The sequence below is a fragment of the Gemella sanguinis ATCC 700632 genome, assembly GCF_000701685.1.
Classification (GTDB): domain Bacteria; phylum Bacillota; class Bacilli; order Staphylococcales; family Gemellaceae; genus Gemella; species Gemella sanguinis.
Genome location: NZ_JNJO01000003.1, coordinates 61,267 through 80,550 on the forward strand (window position 1 = coordinate 61,267; position 19,284 = coordinate 80,550).

The window sequence follows — 19,284 nt, forward strand, 5'->3', positions numbered from 1 at the left end:
TAAATTGATAGAGTTTAAAAATTTTAATTATAAATACATAGGATCTGAAAAATTGAATATTGAAAATTTGTCACTAAATATAAAAAAGGGAGAATGTGTTCTTTTTACTGGAAGAAGTGGATGTGGTAAAACAACGATTCTTCGTGTGTTAAATGGTTTAGCTCCAGAGTTTTTTAACGGAGGTTTTAGTGGAGAATTAAAAGTAGCCCATCTTAAGATAGGGGATAGATTAAAGGAATTCTCTAAGGTTGTAGGTAGTGTTTTCCAAAATCCGAAAAATCAATTTTTTAATTTAGACTCAACTAGTGAATTAGCTTTTAGTATGGAAAATTATGGTTATTCCAAGGATGAAATAGCCCAAAGAATGAATAAAATTGTTAAAGATTTTTCAGCGGAACATCTACTAGACAGGAACATACTGGAGTTAAGTGGTGGAGAAAAGCAGCGCTTAGCATTTATGGCAAGTATGATGCTAGATGCAGATGTCTATGTACTAGATGAAATAACAAGTAATTTAGATTTGAAGGCTATTGAGCTAATTGCATCTATAATGCAAACACTAAAAGATCAAGGTAAAACAATTATAGTAGCAGAACATAGAATTTATTATTTAAGAGACCTTATTGATAGAATGTATATAATAAGGGAAGGTCAGATAATTCAGGAAGTAACAAAAGATCAATTACAACATTTCGATGGTAGTCATTGTAAAACTCGTCAAATAGACTTAACGAAAGTTCAACTTAGAGAAAGATCTAAGAGGGAATATAAACAAAATTATCTCCAAATCGATAATTTAGAGTATAAAGTTAATAAAAACATATTGAAAATAAAAAACGAAAGTTTTGATTCATCTAAGATTTATACAATAATCGGAGATAATGGTTGTGGAAAAACTACATTTGCTAATGCATTAAGTGGTTTAATTAAATCAAAAAATTCAGTATTATTAAATAATATTCCATTAAAAAATAAAGATTTAATAAAAAATACGTTCCAGGTAATGCAAGATGTGAACTATCAATTATTTACAAATCAGGTAGAAAAAGAAATTAAACTTGGTAGCAATAATCTTGAAAGATTTGATGAAGTAATAGATAAGCTAAGTATTAGACCATTTTTAAAGAGACATCCTAATACTCTATCTGGTGGGGAAAAACAAAGGGTAGCAATAGCATCAGCATTATTATCAAATAAGAATATTTTAATCTTTGATGAACCTACTAGTGGTTTAGACTATGTTAATATGATAGAATTAAGTAGTCTGATTGAAGAAATAGCCGAAGAAGATGTAGTAATATTTATTATTACTCATGACTATGAATTTCTATGTACGATTTCGGATGAAGTACTTTACTTTGATGAAAATGGTATTAAAGAAAGAATAGAAGTCAACGAAGAAAATAAAGAAAAAATCTTAAATATAATGAGCTAATATGATTAACATATTAGCTTTTTTTAGTCTGAAAAACATAAAGTAGTACCTATCAAAAAACTTGTCTAAATAGGTGTATCATGATAAAATAAATAGGTTATATTATTAAGATAGGAGGGGTAAAATTGTCTTACGCTTCGGATATGAAAAAGGAATTAACCTTAATAGAAATTACGAAAGATAGAGAATTTCTCTCGGAATTATCAGCGTTAATAAAGATGAATGGTATTTTGACAATAGCAAATGGTAGGTTAAGTCTTAGCTTTCAAACAGAAAATGCTTCAATAGCTAGAAGGATGTATTCTCTTATAAAATATTTTTATAAGGTACATATCAATATTTCTGTTAGAAAAAAATTGAAATTAAAAAAGAATAATGTATATATATGTCGTTTAGATCAAGATGTTAAAGCAATATTAACAGATTTATATATATTAAATGATGATTACACTATGAGATTAGATATTGCAGAAGAACTAATTGATACAGAAGAGAAGAAAAAAGCTTATTTAAGAGGAGCTTTTTTAGCTGGTGGTTCAATTAATAATCCACGAACTTCAAGTTATCATATGGAGATTTTCTCTTACTATGAAGAACATAATAAAGAATTAATGGAACTTTTAAATTCATTTAATTTAAATGCAAGAAGTTTAGAAAGAAAAAAAGGTTTTATAGTATATATAAAAGAATCGGAAAAAATTGCAGAATTTATAAACTTAGTTGGAGCATATCAAGCATTGTTCCAATTTGAGGATGAACGTATTGTACGTGATATAAACAACTCTGTAAATAGAATGCAAAACTGCGATATGGCAAATATGAATAAAACAGTTAATGCATCTGCAAAGCAGGTTGAGGATATAAATATAATCGAAGAACGATTAGGGTTAGATAACCTTGATGATAAACTTAGAGTAGTTGCAGAAGCTAGATTAAAGTATCCTGAATATCCTCTAAAAGAAATTGCAGAAATGATAGAAGATGGAAAATTATCTAAATCAGGATTAAATCATAGATTTAGAAAAATAGCTAAAATAGCTAAAGAATTAAAAGAAGGAACTTATCAACCAAAATAAAAGGAGAAGAACAATGAGTAAATGGGATGAACAAATTTTAGTAGTAAATAGAAAAGATCTTTTTAACAATGAAGAAAATCATTTTTATGGATTTTTACCTAGAGAAGATGAAAAAGTAAAAAAAATAGTTGATACATTCACTTCGTATGAAGTAAAACGTCGTGGTGATATGGAGGAAGATAACAGTTATAAACAACTTATAGGTTATGCTGTTATTAAAGATCGTAATACAAAAGAAATATTAGTTTATAAACGTCTAGTTGGTGGAGGTGAAGCAAGACTTCACGGGAAAGCATCTGTCGGAATCGGTGGACATATGAATGAAGTAGAAGGGAAAACTATTTATGAAATGCTAAAAATTAATGCAGCTCGTGAGTTGTTTGAAGAAGTAGGTGTTTCTGAAGAATATGCATTAGAAAATCTTCATTTCATAGGTTTAATTAATGATGACAAAACAGAAGTAGGACAAGTTCACATCGGTGTTGTCTATGAATGTGAAGTTGATAAATCTAATGTAGTAGTTAGAGAAGACGATACTTTAGAAATCAAATGGACTACAGGAGATGATGCACGAAAAGAAGAAAATTACGAAAGTTGGTCAGACTTTTTAAAACCAATTATGTAATTTAGTATATTAGACTGGATTTTGTAAATTAATATATAAAGTCCAGTCTATTTAATTTGACAAGTGTTAAAAAATCTAACATAATATTGTAATAAAATTCATTACAATGTAAGATAGATATATAGTATTTAAAAGCTCGGCTCGAGTATAGGTTCGATCTAGAGTTTTTGTTTTTTTTTATATGTATAAAATAAAATATAGAAAGGATGATTGCATGTTCAATATCAAGATGGATATGATTCAAACAGTAGGTTTAGCTGTTATTATTTTGATAGTAGGACGAATTTTAAGAACAAAGGTTAGAATTTTTGAAAAATATTGTATCCCATCACCAGTAATTGGGGGATTTTTATTCGCAATAATAAACTTAATTTTAAGACAAACTAATTTTATAATTTTTGAATTTGATAATACTTTACAAAGTTTCTTTATGACAGTATTTTTTACAAGTATTGGATTTAATGCTAGTTGGAGACTTTTAAAAGTAGGTGGAAAAAAAGTAGTATTATTTTTACTATGTGCAATAGGGCTAGTAATATTACAAAATGTAGTAGCACTAGGAATAGGTTTAGTAACAGGTGTAGATCCATTAGTTGCGCTTTTAACAGGTTCGACAGCAATGACTGGAGGACATGGTACAGCAGCAGCTATGGCACCAATAGTTGAAGATTTAGGTCATACAGGAGCAAAAAGTGTAGCTATAGCGGCAGCTACTTTTGGTCTTATAGCTGGTTCTAGTATGGGGGGGCCAATAGCAAATAGGCTTATAAGAAAGAAAAACTTAAAAGTTAAACCTCAAAAAATTGAAGATAAACAAAAGAATGATGAATTTTTATTTGATAATGATGTAAAAAAATTAGATGGTGAAAATTTTGCAAAAGCATTTTTCTTAATTTTACTATCAATGTTTATAGGTAGTTATGTATCAAGTTATTTAAATCACTATTTAAATTTCCCAAGTTATATTGGACCTATGTTAGTTGCTGCGGTTTTAAGAAATATTTCAGATTCAACAACAAAGTTCGACCTTCATTATGAAGAGGTTCATATATTAGAAGATGTTTCGTTGAATTTATTCTTAGGAATGGCAATGATAAGTTTAAAACTATGGGAATTAGGTAGTGTAGCAGGTCAATTAGCTTTATTATTAATTGGTCAAGTAGTACTTGCTTATCTATTTATATACTTTATTACATTTAAAGTTATGGGAAGCAACTATGATGCCGCAGTTTTATCATCAGGACACGCAGGATTTTCTTTAGGAGCAACACCTAATGGAATTGCTAATATGCAAAGTGTCTGCGATAAATACAAGTATTCGTATATAGCATTCTTCGTTATGCCAATAGTTGGTGCACTATTTATAGACTTCTTTAACGTTGCTATAATAAGTGGATTCTTCTCATTCTTAGCAAGATAATAAATAAAAAACATGTCAAGAAAGTACTTAACTACTTCTTGACATGTTTTTTATATTAAAGAAAGTTTACAATTATTATTTTATTAAACTAATCTCTTTCAATTTTTTCAAGTCCACGCATGTATGGGCGTAGTACTTCTGGAACTGTGATAGAACCATCTTCGTTTTGATAGTTTTCAATGATTGCAGATAAGCAACGTCCTACAGCAAGACCTGATCCGTTTAATGTATGAATAAATTCTACTTTTCCAGTATCTTCACGTTTGAATCTCATATTAGCACGTCTAGCTTGGAAGTCAGTACAGTTTGAACATGAACTGATCTCTTTATATGCATTATAACTTGGTAACCAAACTTCAATATCATAAGTTTTTGCACTAGAGAATCCAGTGTCCCCAGAACATAGTGTAATTACACGATAAGGAAGGTTTAATTTTTTAAGAATATTCTCTGCATGACTAGTCATAATTTCTAATTGTTCATAAGAATTTTCTGGTTTAGAGAAACGAACCATTTCTACTTTATTGAATTGGTGAAGACGAATTAATCCACGAGTATCACGTCCAGCACTTCCTGCTTCAGATCTAAAACAAACACTAAACGCTGTTACACCTTTTGGTAACATATCTTCACTTAAGATTTCATCATTGTAGTAGTTTGTTAATGGTACTTCTGCAGTAGGGATAAGTGTTAATCCTTCTGATTCAACAGTATAAACATCTTCAACAAATTTAGGGAATTGTCCAGTACCGAATAATGCAGTTCTATTAACTAATTGAGGTACCATAAATTCTTCATAACCATGTTCAGTAACATGAATATCAAGCATAAAGTTAATAAGAGCACGCTCAAGTAAAGCCCCAGCTTTTTTGTAGAATACGAATCTACTTCCAGAAATTTTTGCAGCACGTTCGAAGTCAGCAATATCTAATTCTTCAACTAAATCCCAATGAGCTTTAGGTTCAAAACCAAATTCGCGAACTTGTCCAATACGACGAACTTCAATATTTTCATCTTCAGTCTCTCCGTATGGAGTTTCATCAGAGATTAGGTTAGGGATACGAATAATTTTTTCATTAATTTCTTCAGAAATTTGTTTAACTTCAATATCACGTGCAGTAATATCATCAGAAACTTTTTTCATTTCATTAATTACATCTGTAGCATCTTCACGTTTACGTTTTAATACAGCTATTTCTTCACTACGTTTATTACGAAGTGCTTTTAAGTCCTCAACTTCAACTAGTAAAGAACGGCGTTTTTTATCAAGGTCTAAAAGAACATCAACAACCTCAGTATCTAAATTTCTAGCTGATAATTTTGCTTTTACCATTTCAGGATTTGCTCTAAATAATTTAATATCTAACATATACATTGCTCCTTTATTTTTTATTTATTGAAAATCTTATATTATTAAAAAGGATAAAATAAAAATCCCTTACGTCAAAGACGTAAGGGACGATTCATATACTAACCGCGGTTCCACCCAAATTCAATCTAATAAGATTCTCAAAAGTTTAATTTGATATTGCTATAGTAGAATTTTAAAATAAACAATGAGTGTTTTCAGCTTAGTCACTCTCTCTGAAAAAGTTTTTAGATTAAAACATGTCTATAATCAAATTATATATATCTATTTAAAATCATTTTACTCTATTTCTACTAAATATGTCAAGTATTTACCGAAAATTTAGTAGATTTTTTCTAAGTATAAGTAAGGAATTTGGTTTATCTTAATTTTATACGATTAAAATTATTTGTCGGGTGTACCTGTATTAGCATTTGAATTTGGAGAAGAACCAATATTTGGTTTAACATCTGTAGAAGGATTTGCTGGTTTTTCTACAGAGTTATTAACTGCGTTGTTGTTTTCAACAGCTTTGTTTTCAACAACTTTGTTATTTGTAGGTTTATTATCTGCAACTTTATTTTCAACAGCTTTATCTAGTTTATCATTATTTTCAGCTCGTAAGTTAGGAAGTGGTTTAGATAAATCAATAGCGCTAGCAAGTATTACATGAGTTTTCCCATTAAGTGTAAATACTAATGCTTTCCCATTTGGAGTATCAATTACTGAGATTGAAGATGGACTAATACCTAATGCTTGTGCAAGATAATTAACTTTTGCTTGTATATTAGCATCATCATTATTGCTATTACTATTTTTATCTACTGAATTATCTTTGTTATCTTCAGCTTTTTTATTTTCAACAGGAGCTTTCTCATCTTTAATTATATATTTTGCTTTTGAAAACTCTAATGCAGGTAAAAAGTCGCTAAGCTCATCTACAAATTGTTTTGCAGATTTAAATATAGTTTCACCAGATTCATCAATTTCTTGAAGTTTTTTATAGTTAGCTCCGTGCTCAACTTTTGTAATTGTTGGATTTTCTAATGAGTAGTGAAGTAGATTTTTAGCATTAATTAAACGCTCAACCAATGTATGCATTGGGATAACTGAAATTTTAGCTTCACTTTCATATGTATCTTTTATTAGAGAAGCCATCTCTTCGCGTAAGTTATTGTTTACTTTATCACTTTCTAAATTCTCAATGAAATATTTAATATAACTTAAACCAGTAGCTCCAGTTTGATTATCAAATTTTTTGATTTCACTCAATAGGTGAGATACTTGCGCAAATGCATTACTATCTTTTTCAGAGACAGCTTTGTTTAGTCTATCAGTTAAACTAGCTTTAGTAATACTATAATATTCAACATTACTTTCTTTTACTTTATCAAGTAATTCATTATAAGTTTTAGTTAATTGATCAGTTATAGTGTCTGTAGCTGGAGTAGTATTATTTTCATCTTTAACACCGATGTATTTATCATCAAAATTATTCAACATTTTTAAATATCCAGCTGTTGAATTACTAGGTAGTTCGTTAATTTCACTTATTAATTGATTTAATGCTCTGTTTATTCTATGAGCTTTTTTAGTATCAGTGCTATATATTATATTTGAGTTATTTTTTAATTTTTCAATTTCTCTTAAAACTTTACTCTTATCTAATTCACCCGGAATATAAGTTCCTGTAATATTTGGAAGTTTATTTTTATAGTATAAGTTAGCTCCTTTAGAAATTATTTTAACGTAATGATCGTGATCACCATGAGGAATTACAAATTTATTTCCTTCAACGGTAATTTTATCTACTGGAATACCTGTACGTTTAGATAATGAAAGTAATTCATTTTCAAAATCTAACTCATCATCTCCAGTAATTTTAGGAATTTCTAATTTACTTCTAGGTATAATATAAGGGTGAATATGAGTCGGATCATAAGCATGTGCTGGTTCATTAAATACGAAGAAATCTTTCGTTACTTTTATAGCTTCTTTAGGAACACCATATACATCTGCAATATAATCTATTTGTTTCTTAATTTCATCTGTTAATTCAACTTCAGTTTCGTCTACATGAATAGCGTTAAGTAATACAGTATGACTATGATCTCCGTGTGGATATGATAATGCCTGACCATTTTCTGTTTCTACTAATTTAATTAAACTAGGATCAATATTTAATATTTTTGCTAGGTGGTTTATTTTTTTCGCCACCTCAGCAGAATAAGTTGGTTTATCTTCAACTTTATTATTGTCAGTATTATTAATATCTTTTAGTAGCGTAGTATTACCTTCGTATGATAATGCATCTCCATTAGACGTAGCTACATATTTAAATTTAGTTTTATCAATTTTATTTTTCTCAGAAAGATAATTGATTTTTTCATTTACTTCTTTTTCTAGTGAATTATATTCTTCTTTTGCTTTATCTAAATATTTCTCAGGAATTAATTTTTCCCATTTAGAATTAACTAGTTGTTTGTAGAAAATAAAGTGTTCATGGCCATCATGTGAAGCAAGTAGCCCTGTTGAAGTTGGGGTAGTTTTACTATTATCTGATAGGATAAACCCATCACTAGTTTTAAACTGTATTCCAGCAAATGATAAAATACTAGGCTTTATTGAGTTATTATTTTTATCACTGTTATTATCTACTGTAGGAACTGCAGGTTTTGGTGTGCTTGGAAGTGGAGTAGTAATCGAACCATTATTTGGTTTAGGGATATAGTGATAATGGTCATTATGTCTTACTGTATATCCATATTTATCTTCACTTACAATATCTTTTGGATCAAATTTATAATTATCATTGTTATTTGGACTAGTTTGAGTTGTTGCATGTGAAGTACTATGATTATTTAGTAAATATTCCCATTTTGTACCACGTAGTTGTGAATATGGGATAATGTGTTGATGACTCCCATGTTGAACGATAAAACCAAAACTATTGCTACCTATAATATCTTGAGCTCCTCTAAATATATATCCATCACTAGTTGGAGAAGAAATTCCAGCTGTTGAATGAGATAATGAATAATTTACTCCAGATTGTTTCGCCTGTGATAGTTGCGAAGAAGATAGAGAACTTTTTTTGATGTAATGGTAGTGATCGCCATGACGAACAACATATCCATCAGCAGTTTCACTAACGATATCACTAGGGTTAAAAGTATAGTTATCTTCATGTGAGCTACTTGAATTTGAATTTGAAGATGAAGAATGTGCATGATGATGTGCATTAGCAGTTATTTCTTTTGCAGTTTTTTCATCAACTATATTTGATTGTGTTACTCCTTTTTTAGGATAATAATAGAATTTTCCATCTATTTTTATTATGTACCCTTGAGCTACTTCATATTGTATATCTTCATCTTTTAAAGTATAATTATCATTTTTATAAACTAATGAATCTATAAATTTTGCATTATATGGTACTAAACCTTTTTCAAAATGACTATGGTCTCCGTGAAGAGTAGCGTAGCCGTCTTCAGTGATTGCAGTAACCACTATAGTACTTTCTTTTTCAGCATAAGCTATTTTTTTTACTTCTTTTACATTCTGTACTAAGCTGTTTGATGAATTGTTATCTTTTTTAGAATATTCATAACCACCATAACATACAGCTGAAAGAACTAGTAGTGTGGATGGTATAACAAGTAAATTTTTTTTCTTTTTATCCATAATATATACTCCTATATTTTCTATTTCAAAATCATTTCGATTTATTATAACATGTATTTTATGGTGTGTAAATAGTATTCTTTACGATTAAATAGAAAATATAATATTTTTATTTAATTCTAATGTGTATTATTACACCTGAATATACAAGTTCACTTATATTAAAAGATAAAATAATACTTTTTTAAATAATATATGATATAATAATTAGTATATTAATTATTCGTGAAAGGAGTATTTTATGACACAATTTAATTTTAAACAATTAGTTGATGCAGAATACTTATTATCTAATAGAGAAAACGACAACCTTGTAGTAATTGATGCTCGTGGGGGTATGTTAGAAGAAGGAGCTTTAATGTATGATAAAGCTACGGTTGTTGATTGGACTGATATAAGTTTACTAGGGGAATTTGGAGGAGAAGAATTAGGGAAATTACTTTCTAAAGAAAACTATCAACAAATTTTTTCTAAGTTAGGGGTTAAAGAAGATTCAGAAGTATTAGTCTATGGATTTACTATGCCAGATCAAGGATTTGGGGATGAAGGACGTATTCTTTATACATTTAATTACGCAGGCTTTGATAATGTTAAAATTATTGATGGTGGTTTTAAACAAGTTGAATCATTAGGATTTAATAAAAAATATAATCCATCAGAAGATAGAATTGATGTTAGTGATGTAGTTAGAGTTGAAGGAGAAAATAACAGTAATGCTATTTTCACTGATGAATTATTAACATTAGTAGGTAATGAGAATGTACAAATTATTGATACGAGACTAGAAGTTGAATATAACGGCCGTGTTATTTATGGAGAAAACAAAGCTGGACATATTCCTACTGCAATATCTATTCCATTTAACTCATTAGTTGATAAAGATGGTTTTATTAAATCTAGAGAAGAGTTGGAAAAATACTTTGAAGATAAAGGTCTAGATAAGAATAAATTACAAATTACATATTGTACAACTGGAGTTCGTGCATCTTATGTAGCTGTTATATTAACAGAATTAGGGTACAAAGTAAGAAATTATGAACCATCATTCGCAAGATATGCTAATGTTGCTGAGGTAGAATAAGAGATAATATTTATTTGTTGACACATTTATTAAGATAAATAGACTGATATTATAATTGATGGGAAAACTATAGAAACTTGTTATAGTAATAAAAATAAAAGTTCAACTATAATGGAGGAAACATGCTAAGAAAAGCAACTAAAGATGATAAAAAAGTATTAGAAGGCTTAGGAGAATTTGTAGAGTCCTTAGAATTGGATATACTAAATGAAGTATCGAAAGAAATATTCTATGATATATTAACGTATATATTTGAGTCGGAAGAAGATAGATTTAGTCATAAATACTGTACAGTTTACGAAGAAAATGGAGAGATTCTAGGTTTTTCATTTAGCTATCATTATGATAATTTAGATGAAATGAAAGATTTCTGGTTTAATAATGTTAGAAGCAAATTTGGGCTAAGTGACAATAGTATTATATTTGATTATGATGAGATGTTAGAGGGAGAGTATTATTTAGATACACTATATGTATTTTCTGAAAGTAGAGAAAAAGGTGTAGGTAATAAATTATTGGAAGACTTTACTAAGAGCAGTTATCCATTATTAAGTTTAAATGTAGCTCAATCAAATTATAGAGCGCGAAAACTGTATAAAAGTTTTAATTTTAAAAAAGAATGTGAAGTTTTTATAGGTCATGAAAACTATGATCATATGGTAATAAGAAAATAAATTAAATCTAAAAAAGAATGAGGTGAATAAGCACTTCATTCTTTTTTAGTCAGGAAACATTATATTTTCAGAAAATTTATTGATATTTTCAATAAAATTACATATGAAATTATGTGAACGTGTGATATAATTGTATGTAAAGATTAATTTTTTGTAAAAAAAAGGAGAAATTACATGGCAGAATTACTAAGAAAAGACCAAAAAGTTGAAAATACATGGGATATAGAATCTATTTTTCCAACAGAAGAAGATTTTTGGAAACAATTTAAAGAAGTAGAGGGATTTCTTCCAGAAATTAAAAATTACAAAGGAAAGGTAACTAAAGGAGCAAAAGAACTTCTAGAAGTTTTTAAAGTTAGTGAAAAATGGGGAATTAAATTAGAAGAATTATATATTTATGCCTTCTTTAGAAATGACCAAGATAGTACCGACAGTAAAAACAAAGAAATTTATGCTAAAACTGGAAGCCTAGCTTCTAAATTTGGAGCCGAATGGTCATTTTTAGTACCGGAACTTTTATCAGTCGATGAAGAAGTATTAAATGGATATATAGAAGAACTTGATGAATTAAAAGTTTATAAATTTGATATTGAAAAAATTAATAAAAAACGTCCGCATACATTAGATCCAGAGCAGGAGAAATTAATTGCTATGGCTAGTGAAGCATTAAGCGCAAGTGATGAAACATTCGCAGCATTAAATAACACAGATGTTGATTTTGATGATGTTGAAGATAAAGATGGTAATAAACATGTTTTAACTCATGGAACATATGGAACATTTATGGAGAGTCCAGATAGAGAATTAAGAAAAAATACTTTCTTCTCACTTTATAAATACTTTGAAAAACATATTAATACTTTAGCTTCTACATTAGGTGGAAATTTAAAAACTAAAAAATACTATGCAGATACTCATAACTATTCTTCTACTAGAAATCATGCATTATCAAGTAACTTAATCCCTGAAGAAGTTTATGATAATTTAGTTGATACTGTAAATAGTAAAATTCCAGCATTACACAAATACTATGAATTACATAAAAAAGTAAAAGGATTCGATGATTTCAGATTATATGATAGATCAGTATCTATGATTGATGGAGAACCTATTAAATTTACTTTTGAAGAAGCAAGAGATATCGTATTAGAAGCGGTTAAACCAATGGGTGAAGACTATGTAAATAATATGAGAAAAGCATTTACTGAACGTTGGATTGATATTTATCCAAATAAAGGTAAACGTTCTGGTGCATATTCATGGGGAGGATATACTACAAAACCATTTATCTTATTAAACTTTGATGGAACACTTAATGACGTGTATACATTAATCCATGAATTAGGTCACTCAATGCATTCATTCTACACTAGAAAAAATCAACCATATGTATATGGAGATTATTCAATCTTTGTGGCTGAAGTAGCATCAACTTGTAATGAAGCATTATTAACAGAATATCTATACAGCAAATTTGAAAAAGAAGGAAATAAAGAAGGAATGTTAAGAGTTCTTAATGAAGCACTTCACGGATTTGTTGGTACAGTATACCGTCAAACACAATTTGCTGAATTTGAACATATTATTAACCAACACTTACAAAATGGTGGGGCAATCACTTCTGATTTCTTAAATACTGAGTACTTCAATTTAGTTAAAAAATATTACGGTGATGTATTTACTTATGATGAAGAAATTAAATATGAATGGTCAAGAGTACCTCACTTCTACTATAACTACTATGTATATCAATATGCAACTGGATATTCAGCAGCTCAAGCACTATCTAGATTAATATTAGAAGATAGTAAAAATGCACAAGTTTATATTGACGAATTTTTATCAAAAGGAAATTCAGACTATCCAATTAATGTATTAAAAAATGCTGGTGTAGATATGTCTAAACCAGAAGCTATTGAATTAGCATTAAAAGGATTCGAAGAAAAAATCGAAAAATTCGAGAAATTGTACTTTGCGTAAGCCGTTAAGTTGTTAAGCATCGAAGATGCGCAAAGAACTTTACGGATTACGTATGCAACAAGAACTTGAATTTAGAGGACAAAAGGACGAATAAATTCTTAGTTCTAACAGTGAATATCAACCAAGGCTAACGTCAAACTTTCCTAAGCCTTGGGATATTCTTGCATACGTTACTCAATAAGATTTCTTTTCATCTTTTAGATTTAAGAAATCTAATGATTAACGCAACTGCGGGGTAAGAGAAGAGTTAAGTCGTTTAAGCATCGAAGATGCGCAAAATTAATTAAAAGATAACCAAAAAGAAGACTAGAGATTTTTCTCTAATCTTCTTTTTTTAATGTAACTAAAATTAATTCTCTTAAATTATTTATTCTAAGTGGGAAAGAACTATTTCCTAGTCCCTGAGAGATTACTAAGGTAGTATTATCTTTCTTATGAATGCCTTTATAAAATTCAGGAAAGAAACCTTGAGTTGGAGAAAAGATACCACCAATAAATGGTATTTGCCATTGACCACCGTGCGCATGTCCAGAAAATACTAAATCATATTTTTCTTCAACATAAAGATTAAATTTTTCAGGGCGATGTGATAATAAAATATTAAACTTATTATTTGAGAACAATTCATTAAGCATATTTTTAAAGTTTTCTCTATGATATAAATTATCCTTAAACTTAAAATAATTATAATCTTCAACTCCAACTAGATTAATTTCAGAATCTCCAATACTTAATGTAATGTTATTATTACTTAGATATGTAATATTTAGTTTTTCTAGCATTAACTTTAATTCTTCTCTCTCTTTATCTAAACGTAGTTCGTGATTTCCTGTAACAAAGTAACAAGTAGCAATAGAACTAAGTTGACATAGAGCATTATAGGCAACATCCATATTGTTTTTATAACTATCTAAAATATCGCCTGTTATAACAATTATATCTGGGTTGAATTTTCTTAATTTATTTAAAAACGATAAATCACTATAACCAACTTTATCACAGTGAATATCACTGACATGGGCAATTTTATAATTATTAAAGTCGATAGGCAAGCTTTTAAATGGTAAAGTGTGTTTTGTAACTTTAATTTTTTTATTTTGTCTTAGTAAAGCTCCTGCCATAGCTATCGGAGCTAGTGCCAAATATTTATATTTCATGTTTTCACCTTTAGTAAAATTTTATTAAATCTTCATTAATTATATAGGGGTTATTTTAGTAAGTCAATAAATTTTAATAAACTTAGATTTCAAACATAAATATTTAGTTTTATTATGATAAGAGTAAGAGTGAATTAAAGTAGTAAAGTATATACGTTAGTACCTAATATATGTTAAAATAGTAAGTGATAATTTTTAATTAAGAGGATAAATTTATGATTAAAATTGAAAAAATTGATAGCTTTGCTAAAAATAGAGAATATCCCCCAACACCACCTCAATGGCAGGCTATTTCAATAACTGGTGCTGACATCTTAGTAGCTGCAGCAGCTGGAAGTGGTAAAACAGAAGTCTTATCAGAAAGAATAGCAAGAAAAGTCGCATGTGATAGATGGGATATAGATAAAATGTTAGTACTGACATTTACAACAGCTGCTGCAAAAAATATGTTAGTACGTATAGAAAATAAAATTACTGAAAGATTATTAGCAACTGAGTTAGAAGAAGACAGACTATTTTTAAGAAAACAGAGAATGCTAATGAATAATGCTTTGGTAACTACTATTGATAGTTTCTGTTTAAGTGTCTTAAAGAAATTTTATTATTTAGTTGAGGAAAAGATTGATGGGGAATATAAATACTTATCTCCTAATTTCAGTGTCTTACCAAATAGTAAAAATCTTTTAGTAGATGCAATTAATGAAGTACTTGAGCAATATGCAAAAGAAGATAAAAATATTACTGACTCGCTATTTACAATACTAGGGGATAAAAATAACATTGTGTCATCTATAATTGATGTATATTATAAACTTCTAACTATACCTAATTTTGAAGAATATTTAGAAACAGATTTCCTAGGAAATCTAGATAGTACATTACAGCAATTTAATTTAGTAGATTATGAATTAATAGAACAATATGAGAAATTAGAATCATTAACTTCTAAAGAAGAAATTACTCTTGCTGTAAACTATGCTAAAAATATTAGAAGTTTTATAGATAGTTATAAAGAATATAATATTGATAAACTTATTTCTAACAGTATACTTTCAGATACAAAGAAAGAAAAAATAAGTAAAGAAATTTCTAAGGATGAGAAACAAAGTCTTTTAGGTAGTAAACTTGAAAAAATTGAAGAAATTGATGAATTAATTAGAATTTTGGAAAGAGAGTTAGATGCAGAGGGGAATGTTTTTAATGCAGAAGCTCTAAATAATGCTTTTATCACACTTAACAACTATCTATCTATTTTTCAAATAGCAAAACATACTTATGATTTCTCTAATAATTTTAGAACTGTTTTAATAAGCGTACATGAACAATTTATTAAGAAAAAAAGAGCTAATAACTTTTTAGACTTCTCAGACTTAAACCACCTTGCAATTAAAGCCTTAGTCCATAAAAATGAAGGAAAATTAGAACATACCGAAGCGGCAAATTACTATAGAGATTATTTCCTTGAAATATACGTTGATGAATATCAAGATAATAATAATTTACAAGAGTATATTCTTAATATAATAAAAGGTGATAATGTAAACTTCTTTAGAGTTGGAGACGTAAAGCAAGCTATTTATGGTTTTAGAGGATCTAATCCAGATCTTTTTGAAGAAAAATATAATAGTTATAAAAAACTATTTATTGATAACTATGATATAAATAAAGACTATAGTTTAGAATATAAAGGTGTTGGTATCTGTATTCTACTAAAAGAAAACTTTAGGAGTCATGAAAATATTTTAAAGAGTAGTAACTATGTCTTTAATAGATTAATGGCAGATAAAAACGCTGGTATAAGTTATGATGAAGAGAGTGCTCTATATTATCCTGCAGTTAAGATAAAAAATAATAATGTAATACCTACAAGATTAATTAATGGGAAGGTTAGTTATTTTACTGGGGTGGAGCAAGATGATAAAAAACTTTATAGAGTACAATCAATAGAAAATATAGCTAGTGAAATTCTAAAAGGTATTGAAGAAGGAAATAAATATAGTGATTATGCAGTTTTAGTAAGAAACAGCACTAAAATGATAGAGTATAAAAATATTTTCTCAAAATATAATATACCACTATTCTTTAAAGAAAAAGTAGGATTTACTACATCGATATGTTTTAATTTACTTTTCAACTTATTTAGCTTTTTAGATAATACTAATAGAGAAGCTAGTTTGATAGCATTATTACACAGTGAAATTTTTGATTATAGTAATGATGAATTGTTAGAACTATCTCTTAAAGATGGAAAAAATTTATTTGAAAAAATAAAAAATAGTGCTACCGAAAAAGACAAAAAAACATTAAACATCTTTAATAAATGGTTGAATTTTAGTCTAAATAATTCATTGATAGATTTATTAGAAAAAATCTCTAAAGACATAGATTTTATTAATTATCTAGTTACAATAAGTGTAAGTGATGAAGAAGTAGATTATTATGAGAACTTTAGAGATTTAGTTATAGATTATCAAAATCTAGATAATAAACTAAGTGGTTTTGTTAATCATTTGAAAAATATTAAAGATGAAGAAGTATTTGAAACTAAGAAAAAAGTACCTAATAATAGTGTAACTCTATCTACAATCCATATTTCTAAAGGATTAGAGTATAAATACGTCTTTGTTTCTGATTTGGATACTTCATTTAGTAAAAGGGGATATAGTGGCGAAGTACTGTTTACTGAGGAATTTGGATTAAGTATCGATATAGATAATTTATGTAAAAAGTATAATATTTCAACTATCGAAAATAGTTATTTTAACAATTTATATAAATTAAATAGTAATTTAATTCGTATTAAAGAAAGAGAAGAAGAAGTCCGTAATCTATATGTTGCCCTAACTCGTGCGGAAAAAGTTCTTTATTTAGTCAGTCCTGAAGGTATCGAATTAAACAAAGAAGAAGCTATGGGGAATAATGTTTCAAAAGCATTGTTTGAAGAAGGTGATTTTGAAAAAATTCTTAATGTAGTATTAAATGATTATAGTGAAGATAATTACCAATATACAAGCGAGCATGGAGCAAGTTTCGAACAATATATTCCAGAAGTTAGTGGAGAAATCGTAGAATCAGGTGATGAAAATAACTATGAAGATTATTTAAAAGAGTTTTATAGTGAATTTAGTAATAAAGCTTTAAAAGGGGAACAAATTATTGAAGGAGCTAAATCCAAAAATAAATTCTTCCCTGCTAAAACATCATATAGTGCTTTGAAAAAAATAAATAAACAAGATGAATTTATAAAAAATAAAGAGGATAAAAAAGGATATTTGGAATTATCTAATCTAGCTAAATCAACATCTACTAGTAAGGCAATCTTACGAGGAAATGTTGTTCATAAGTTGTTTGAAAGAATAATAAACGACATTAGAAAAAATAAAGAAATAAATGATATAGATAACTACTTGGAGAGTTTAGTAAAAAAAGATAGTATTTTAATTAATATAAAAGAACAAAGAATACTAACTGAAGAAGAATATAACTTAATAAATAATTCAGATGATAAATTAAAAATTTATAATTTTATAAATAATGAATTAATAGAGACAGTAAGAACAGCAAAGAATTGTGAAACAGAGGTTGCTTTTACTATTTCTAAACAAGCACAACAGCTATATAAAGAAAGTATTAGCGAAAAAGAAGTAATTTTGCAAGGGGTAGTAGATCTATTAGTTATTCTTAATGAAAAAGAATATATGATAATCGACTATAAAACAGATAATGTATCAGTAGGTGCTGGTGAAAGTATTTTGATTGAAAGACATAAAGAACAGCTACGAATATATAAAGAAGCGGTAGAACAATATTATTGTGTAGAAAATGTTCAAACTTATATATATTCGTATACACTATCTAAGTTAATTAAAGTAGAGTGCTAATGGTAGTTGTTAAAGGTGGTTAACGTTGTTAGCAACTGCTAAATGTGATATAATATATAAAAATGTAAGAAGTTTGCTCGGAGGTGAAAGAGTGAAATATATAGTGTGTAATAGTGAAACAGCTGTACTAAATAGAATGTATGATGAATTTGAGAAAAATCTAGAGGATGGTGCAGTGATATCTTTACCAGAACATATAATAAATACTCAGTTTACAAATAGAATGATAGATGATTGTAAGATGGGGAAATATCGTTATAAACATGTAACAGTATTAGGTCAAAGAGAATTTGCTGATATCGATATTGAAGAGAACTTTGGTTTATACCGATTTACTCGTCGTGAACTACTAAAAAAATTAGATATAGATTTAAAAAATGTTTATTATCCGGAATGCAAAGATAGTGATAAATGGGTAGACGAACTTCAAGAGTATAAAGAAGTGCTAGAAGATAATCCTATTGATGTTGCAATAGTAGTTTTAGGATCAGATGGTGGAATATTAGACTATCGTTATGTAGATGAAGATAATAAAAATGTCCACCTTGTAGAATTTTCGGATGATGAAAAGAACCAACTTCAAAGTTCAGGTATGGAAATAAATAGTAATAAACTAGTAAGTATAGGGTATGAAAATCTAATGTCTGCAAGAAACCTATTTGTTGTAGCTGTGGGTTCAGATAAGAGAAAGTATATTGCAGAACTTTTTGAAAACGATAATGAAGAAAATAAAACTATTTTATCAGTCTTAAATCAACATAAAAATTTAATTATTTTCACTGATAAAGAAGCAAGTTATAAATCAGAAGAGGAAGTAAATAGATTAATTAAACAAAGACAAAAACAACTTGAAGCAAAACTTCGTTTAGAAAAGGAAAGAGAAGAAGCATTAAATAACACAAATAATCAGGCAGAGGAGTAGA

Annotated in this window: 12 protein-coding genes; 9 read left to right on the plus strand and 3 right to left on the minus strand. The window is 28.1% G+C overall.

Annotated features, from left to right (window positions below; all coding sequences use genetic code 11):
• The first annotated feature begins 4 nt into the window (after nucleotides 1–4).
• The 4 genes from T369_RS0102435 to gltS all read left to right on the plus strand — a co-directional run bounded on the left by T369_RS0102435 (nucleotide 5) and on the right by gltS (nucleotide 4,556).
• A complete protein-coding gene (locus T369_RS0102435; protein ID WP_006364738.1) occupies nucleotides 5–1,435 on the plus strand; it encodes an ABC transporter ATP-binding protein in 1,431 nt (476 codons plus the stop codon).
• Between the two features lie 125 nt (nucleotides 1,436–1,560).
• The gene (gene whiA / locus T369_RS0102440; RefSeq protein ID WP_016359583.1) at nucleotides 1,561–2,511 is read left to right on the plus strand and encodes a DNA-binding protein WhiA; all 951 of its coding nucleotides are present in this window, start codon (nucleotides 1,561–1,563) and stop codon (nucleotides 2,509–2,511) included.
• 13 nt (nucleotides 2,512–2,524) lie between these two features.
• The gene (locus T369_RS0102445) at nucleotides 2,525–3,136 is read left to right on the plus strand and encodes an NUDIX domain-containing protein (RefSeq protein WP_006364735.1); all 612 of its coding nucleotides are present in this window, start codon (nucleotides 2,525–2,527) and stop codon (nucleotides 3,134–3,136) included.
• A 214-nt stretch (nucleotides 3,137–3,350) separates the two neighbouring features.
• Nucleotides 3,351–4,556, plus strand: a complete 1,206-nt coding sequence (gene gltS, locus T369_RS0102450) for a sodium/glutamate symporter (RefSeq protein ID WP_031551270.1) — start codon at nucleotides 3,351–3,353, stop codon at nucleotides 4,554–4,556.
• Between the two features lie 88 nt (nucleotides 4,557–4,644).
• Here the strand turns inward: gltS and serS are convergent, their stop codons facing one another.
• On the minus strand, nucleotides 4,645–5,925 hold the full coding sequence (gene serS / locus T369_RS0102455) for a serine--tRNA ligase (protein WP_031551273.1): 1,281 nt from the start codon (nucleotides 5,923–5,925) through the stop codon (nucleotides 4,645–4,647).
• A gap of 384 nt (nucleotides 5,926–6,309) precedes the next feature.
• Entirely contained in the window at nucleotides 6,310–9,588 is a 3,279-nt protein-coding gene (locus T369_RS0102460; RefSeq protein ID WP_031551277.1) for a pneumococcal-type histidine triad protein, read from the minus strand.
• Between the two features lie 241 nt (nucleotides 9,589–9,829).
• On the opposite strand from T369_RS0102460, the gene T369_RS0102465 reads away from it, so the two are divergent.
• From T369_RS0102465 to pepF, 3 genes are all read left to right on the plus strand, one after another.
• On the plus strand, nucleotides 9,830–10,669 hold the full coding sequence (locus tag T369_RS0102465; RefSeq protein ID WP_031551279.1) for a sulfurtransferase: 840 nt from the start codon (nucleotides 9,830–9,832) through the stop codon (nucleotides 10,667–10,669).
• A gap of 122 nt (nucleotides 10,670–10,791) precedes the next feature.
• Nucleotides 10,792–11,343 (plus strand): GNAT family N-acetyltransferase, encoded by a 552-nt coding sequence (locus T369_RS0102470; protein WP_031551281.1) that lies wholly within the window; start codon nucleotides 10,792–10,794, stop codon nucleotides 11,341–11,343.
• Between the two features lie 174 nt (nucleotides 11,344–11,517).
• A complete protein-coding gene (pepF, locus tag T369_RS0102475; protein ID WP_031551290.1) occupies nucleotides 11,518–13,323 on the plus strand; it encodes an oligoendopeptidase F in 1,806 nt (601 codons plus the stop codon).
• Between the two features lie 320 nt (nucleotides 13,324–13,643).
• On the opposite strand, the gene T369_RS0102480 is transcribed toward pepF, so the two are convergent.
• A complete protein-coding gene (locus T369_RS0102480) occupies nucleotides 13,644–14,480 on the minus strand; it encodes a metallophosphoesterase (protein ID WP_031551293.1) in 837 nt (278 codons plus the stop codon).
• Between the two features lie 215 nt (nucleotides 14,481–14,695).
• Here T369_RS0102480 and T369_RS0102485 point away from each other — a divergent pair, with 215 nt between their 5' ends.
• Both T369_RS0102485 and T369_RS0102490 read left to right on the plus strand, forming a co-directional pair.
• The gene (locus T369_RS0102485; RefSeq protein ID WP_031551296.1) at nucleotides 14,696–18,361 is read left to right on the plus strand and encodes a UvrD-helicase domain-containing protein; all 3,666 of its coding nucleotides are present in this window, start codon (nucleotides 14,696–14,698) and stop codon (nucleotides 18,359–18,361) included.
• Nucleotides 18,362–18,452: 91 nt separating this feature from the next.
• The gene (locus tag T369_RS0102490; RefSeq protein ID WP_031551299.1) at nucleotides 18,453–19,283 is read left to right on the plus strand and encodes a 6-phosphogluconolactonase; all 831 of its coding nucleotides are present in this window, start codon (nucleotides 18,453–18,455) and stop codon (nucleotides 19,281–19,283) included.
• Nucleotide 19,284 lies beyond the last annotated feature (1 nt).

Excerpts from the sequence above, each read along its gene's own strand:
- T369_RS0102470 (WP_031551281.1), top strand. The coding sequence starts at position 10,792 with ATGCTAAGAAAAGCAACTAAAGATGATAAAAAAGTATTAGAAGGCTTA.
- T369_RS0102460 (WP_031551277.1), bottom strand. The coding sequence starts at position 9,588 with ATGGATAAAAAGAAAAAAAATTTACTTGTTATACCATCCACACTACTA.
- T369_RS0102485 (WP_031551296.1), top strand. The coding sequence starts at position 14,696 with ATGATTAAAATTGAAAAAATTGATAGCTTTGCTAAAAATAGAGAATAT.
- serS (WP_031551273.1), bottom strand. The coding sequence starts at position 5,925 with ATGTTAGATATTAAATTATTTAGAGCAAATCCTGAAATGGTAAAAGCA.
- gltS (WP_031551270.1), top strand. The coding sequence starts at position 3,351 with ATGTTCAATATCAAGATGGATATGATTCAAACAGTAGGTTTAGCTGTT.
- T369_RS0102445 (WP_006364735.1), top strand. The coding sequence starts at position 2,525 with ATGAGTAAATGGGATGAACAAATTTTAGTAGTAAATAGAAAAGATCTT.
- T369_RS0102465 (WP_031551279.1), top strand. The coding sequence starts at position 9,830 with ATGACACAATTTAATTTTAAACAATTAGTTGATGCAGAATACTTATTA.
- T369_RS0102480 (WP_031551293.1), bottom strand. The coding sequence starts at position 14,480 with ATGAAATATAAATATTTGGCACTAGCTCCGATAGCTATGGCAGGAGCT.
- pepF (WP_031551290.1), top strand. The coding sequence starts at position 11,518 with ATGGCAGAATTACTAAGAAAAGACCAAAAAGTTGAAAATACATGGGAT.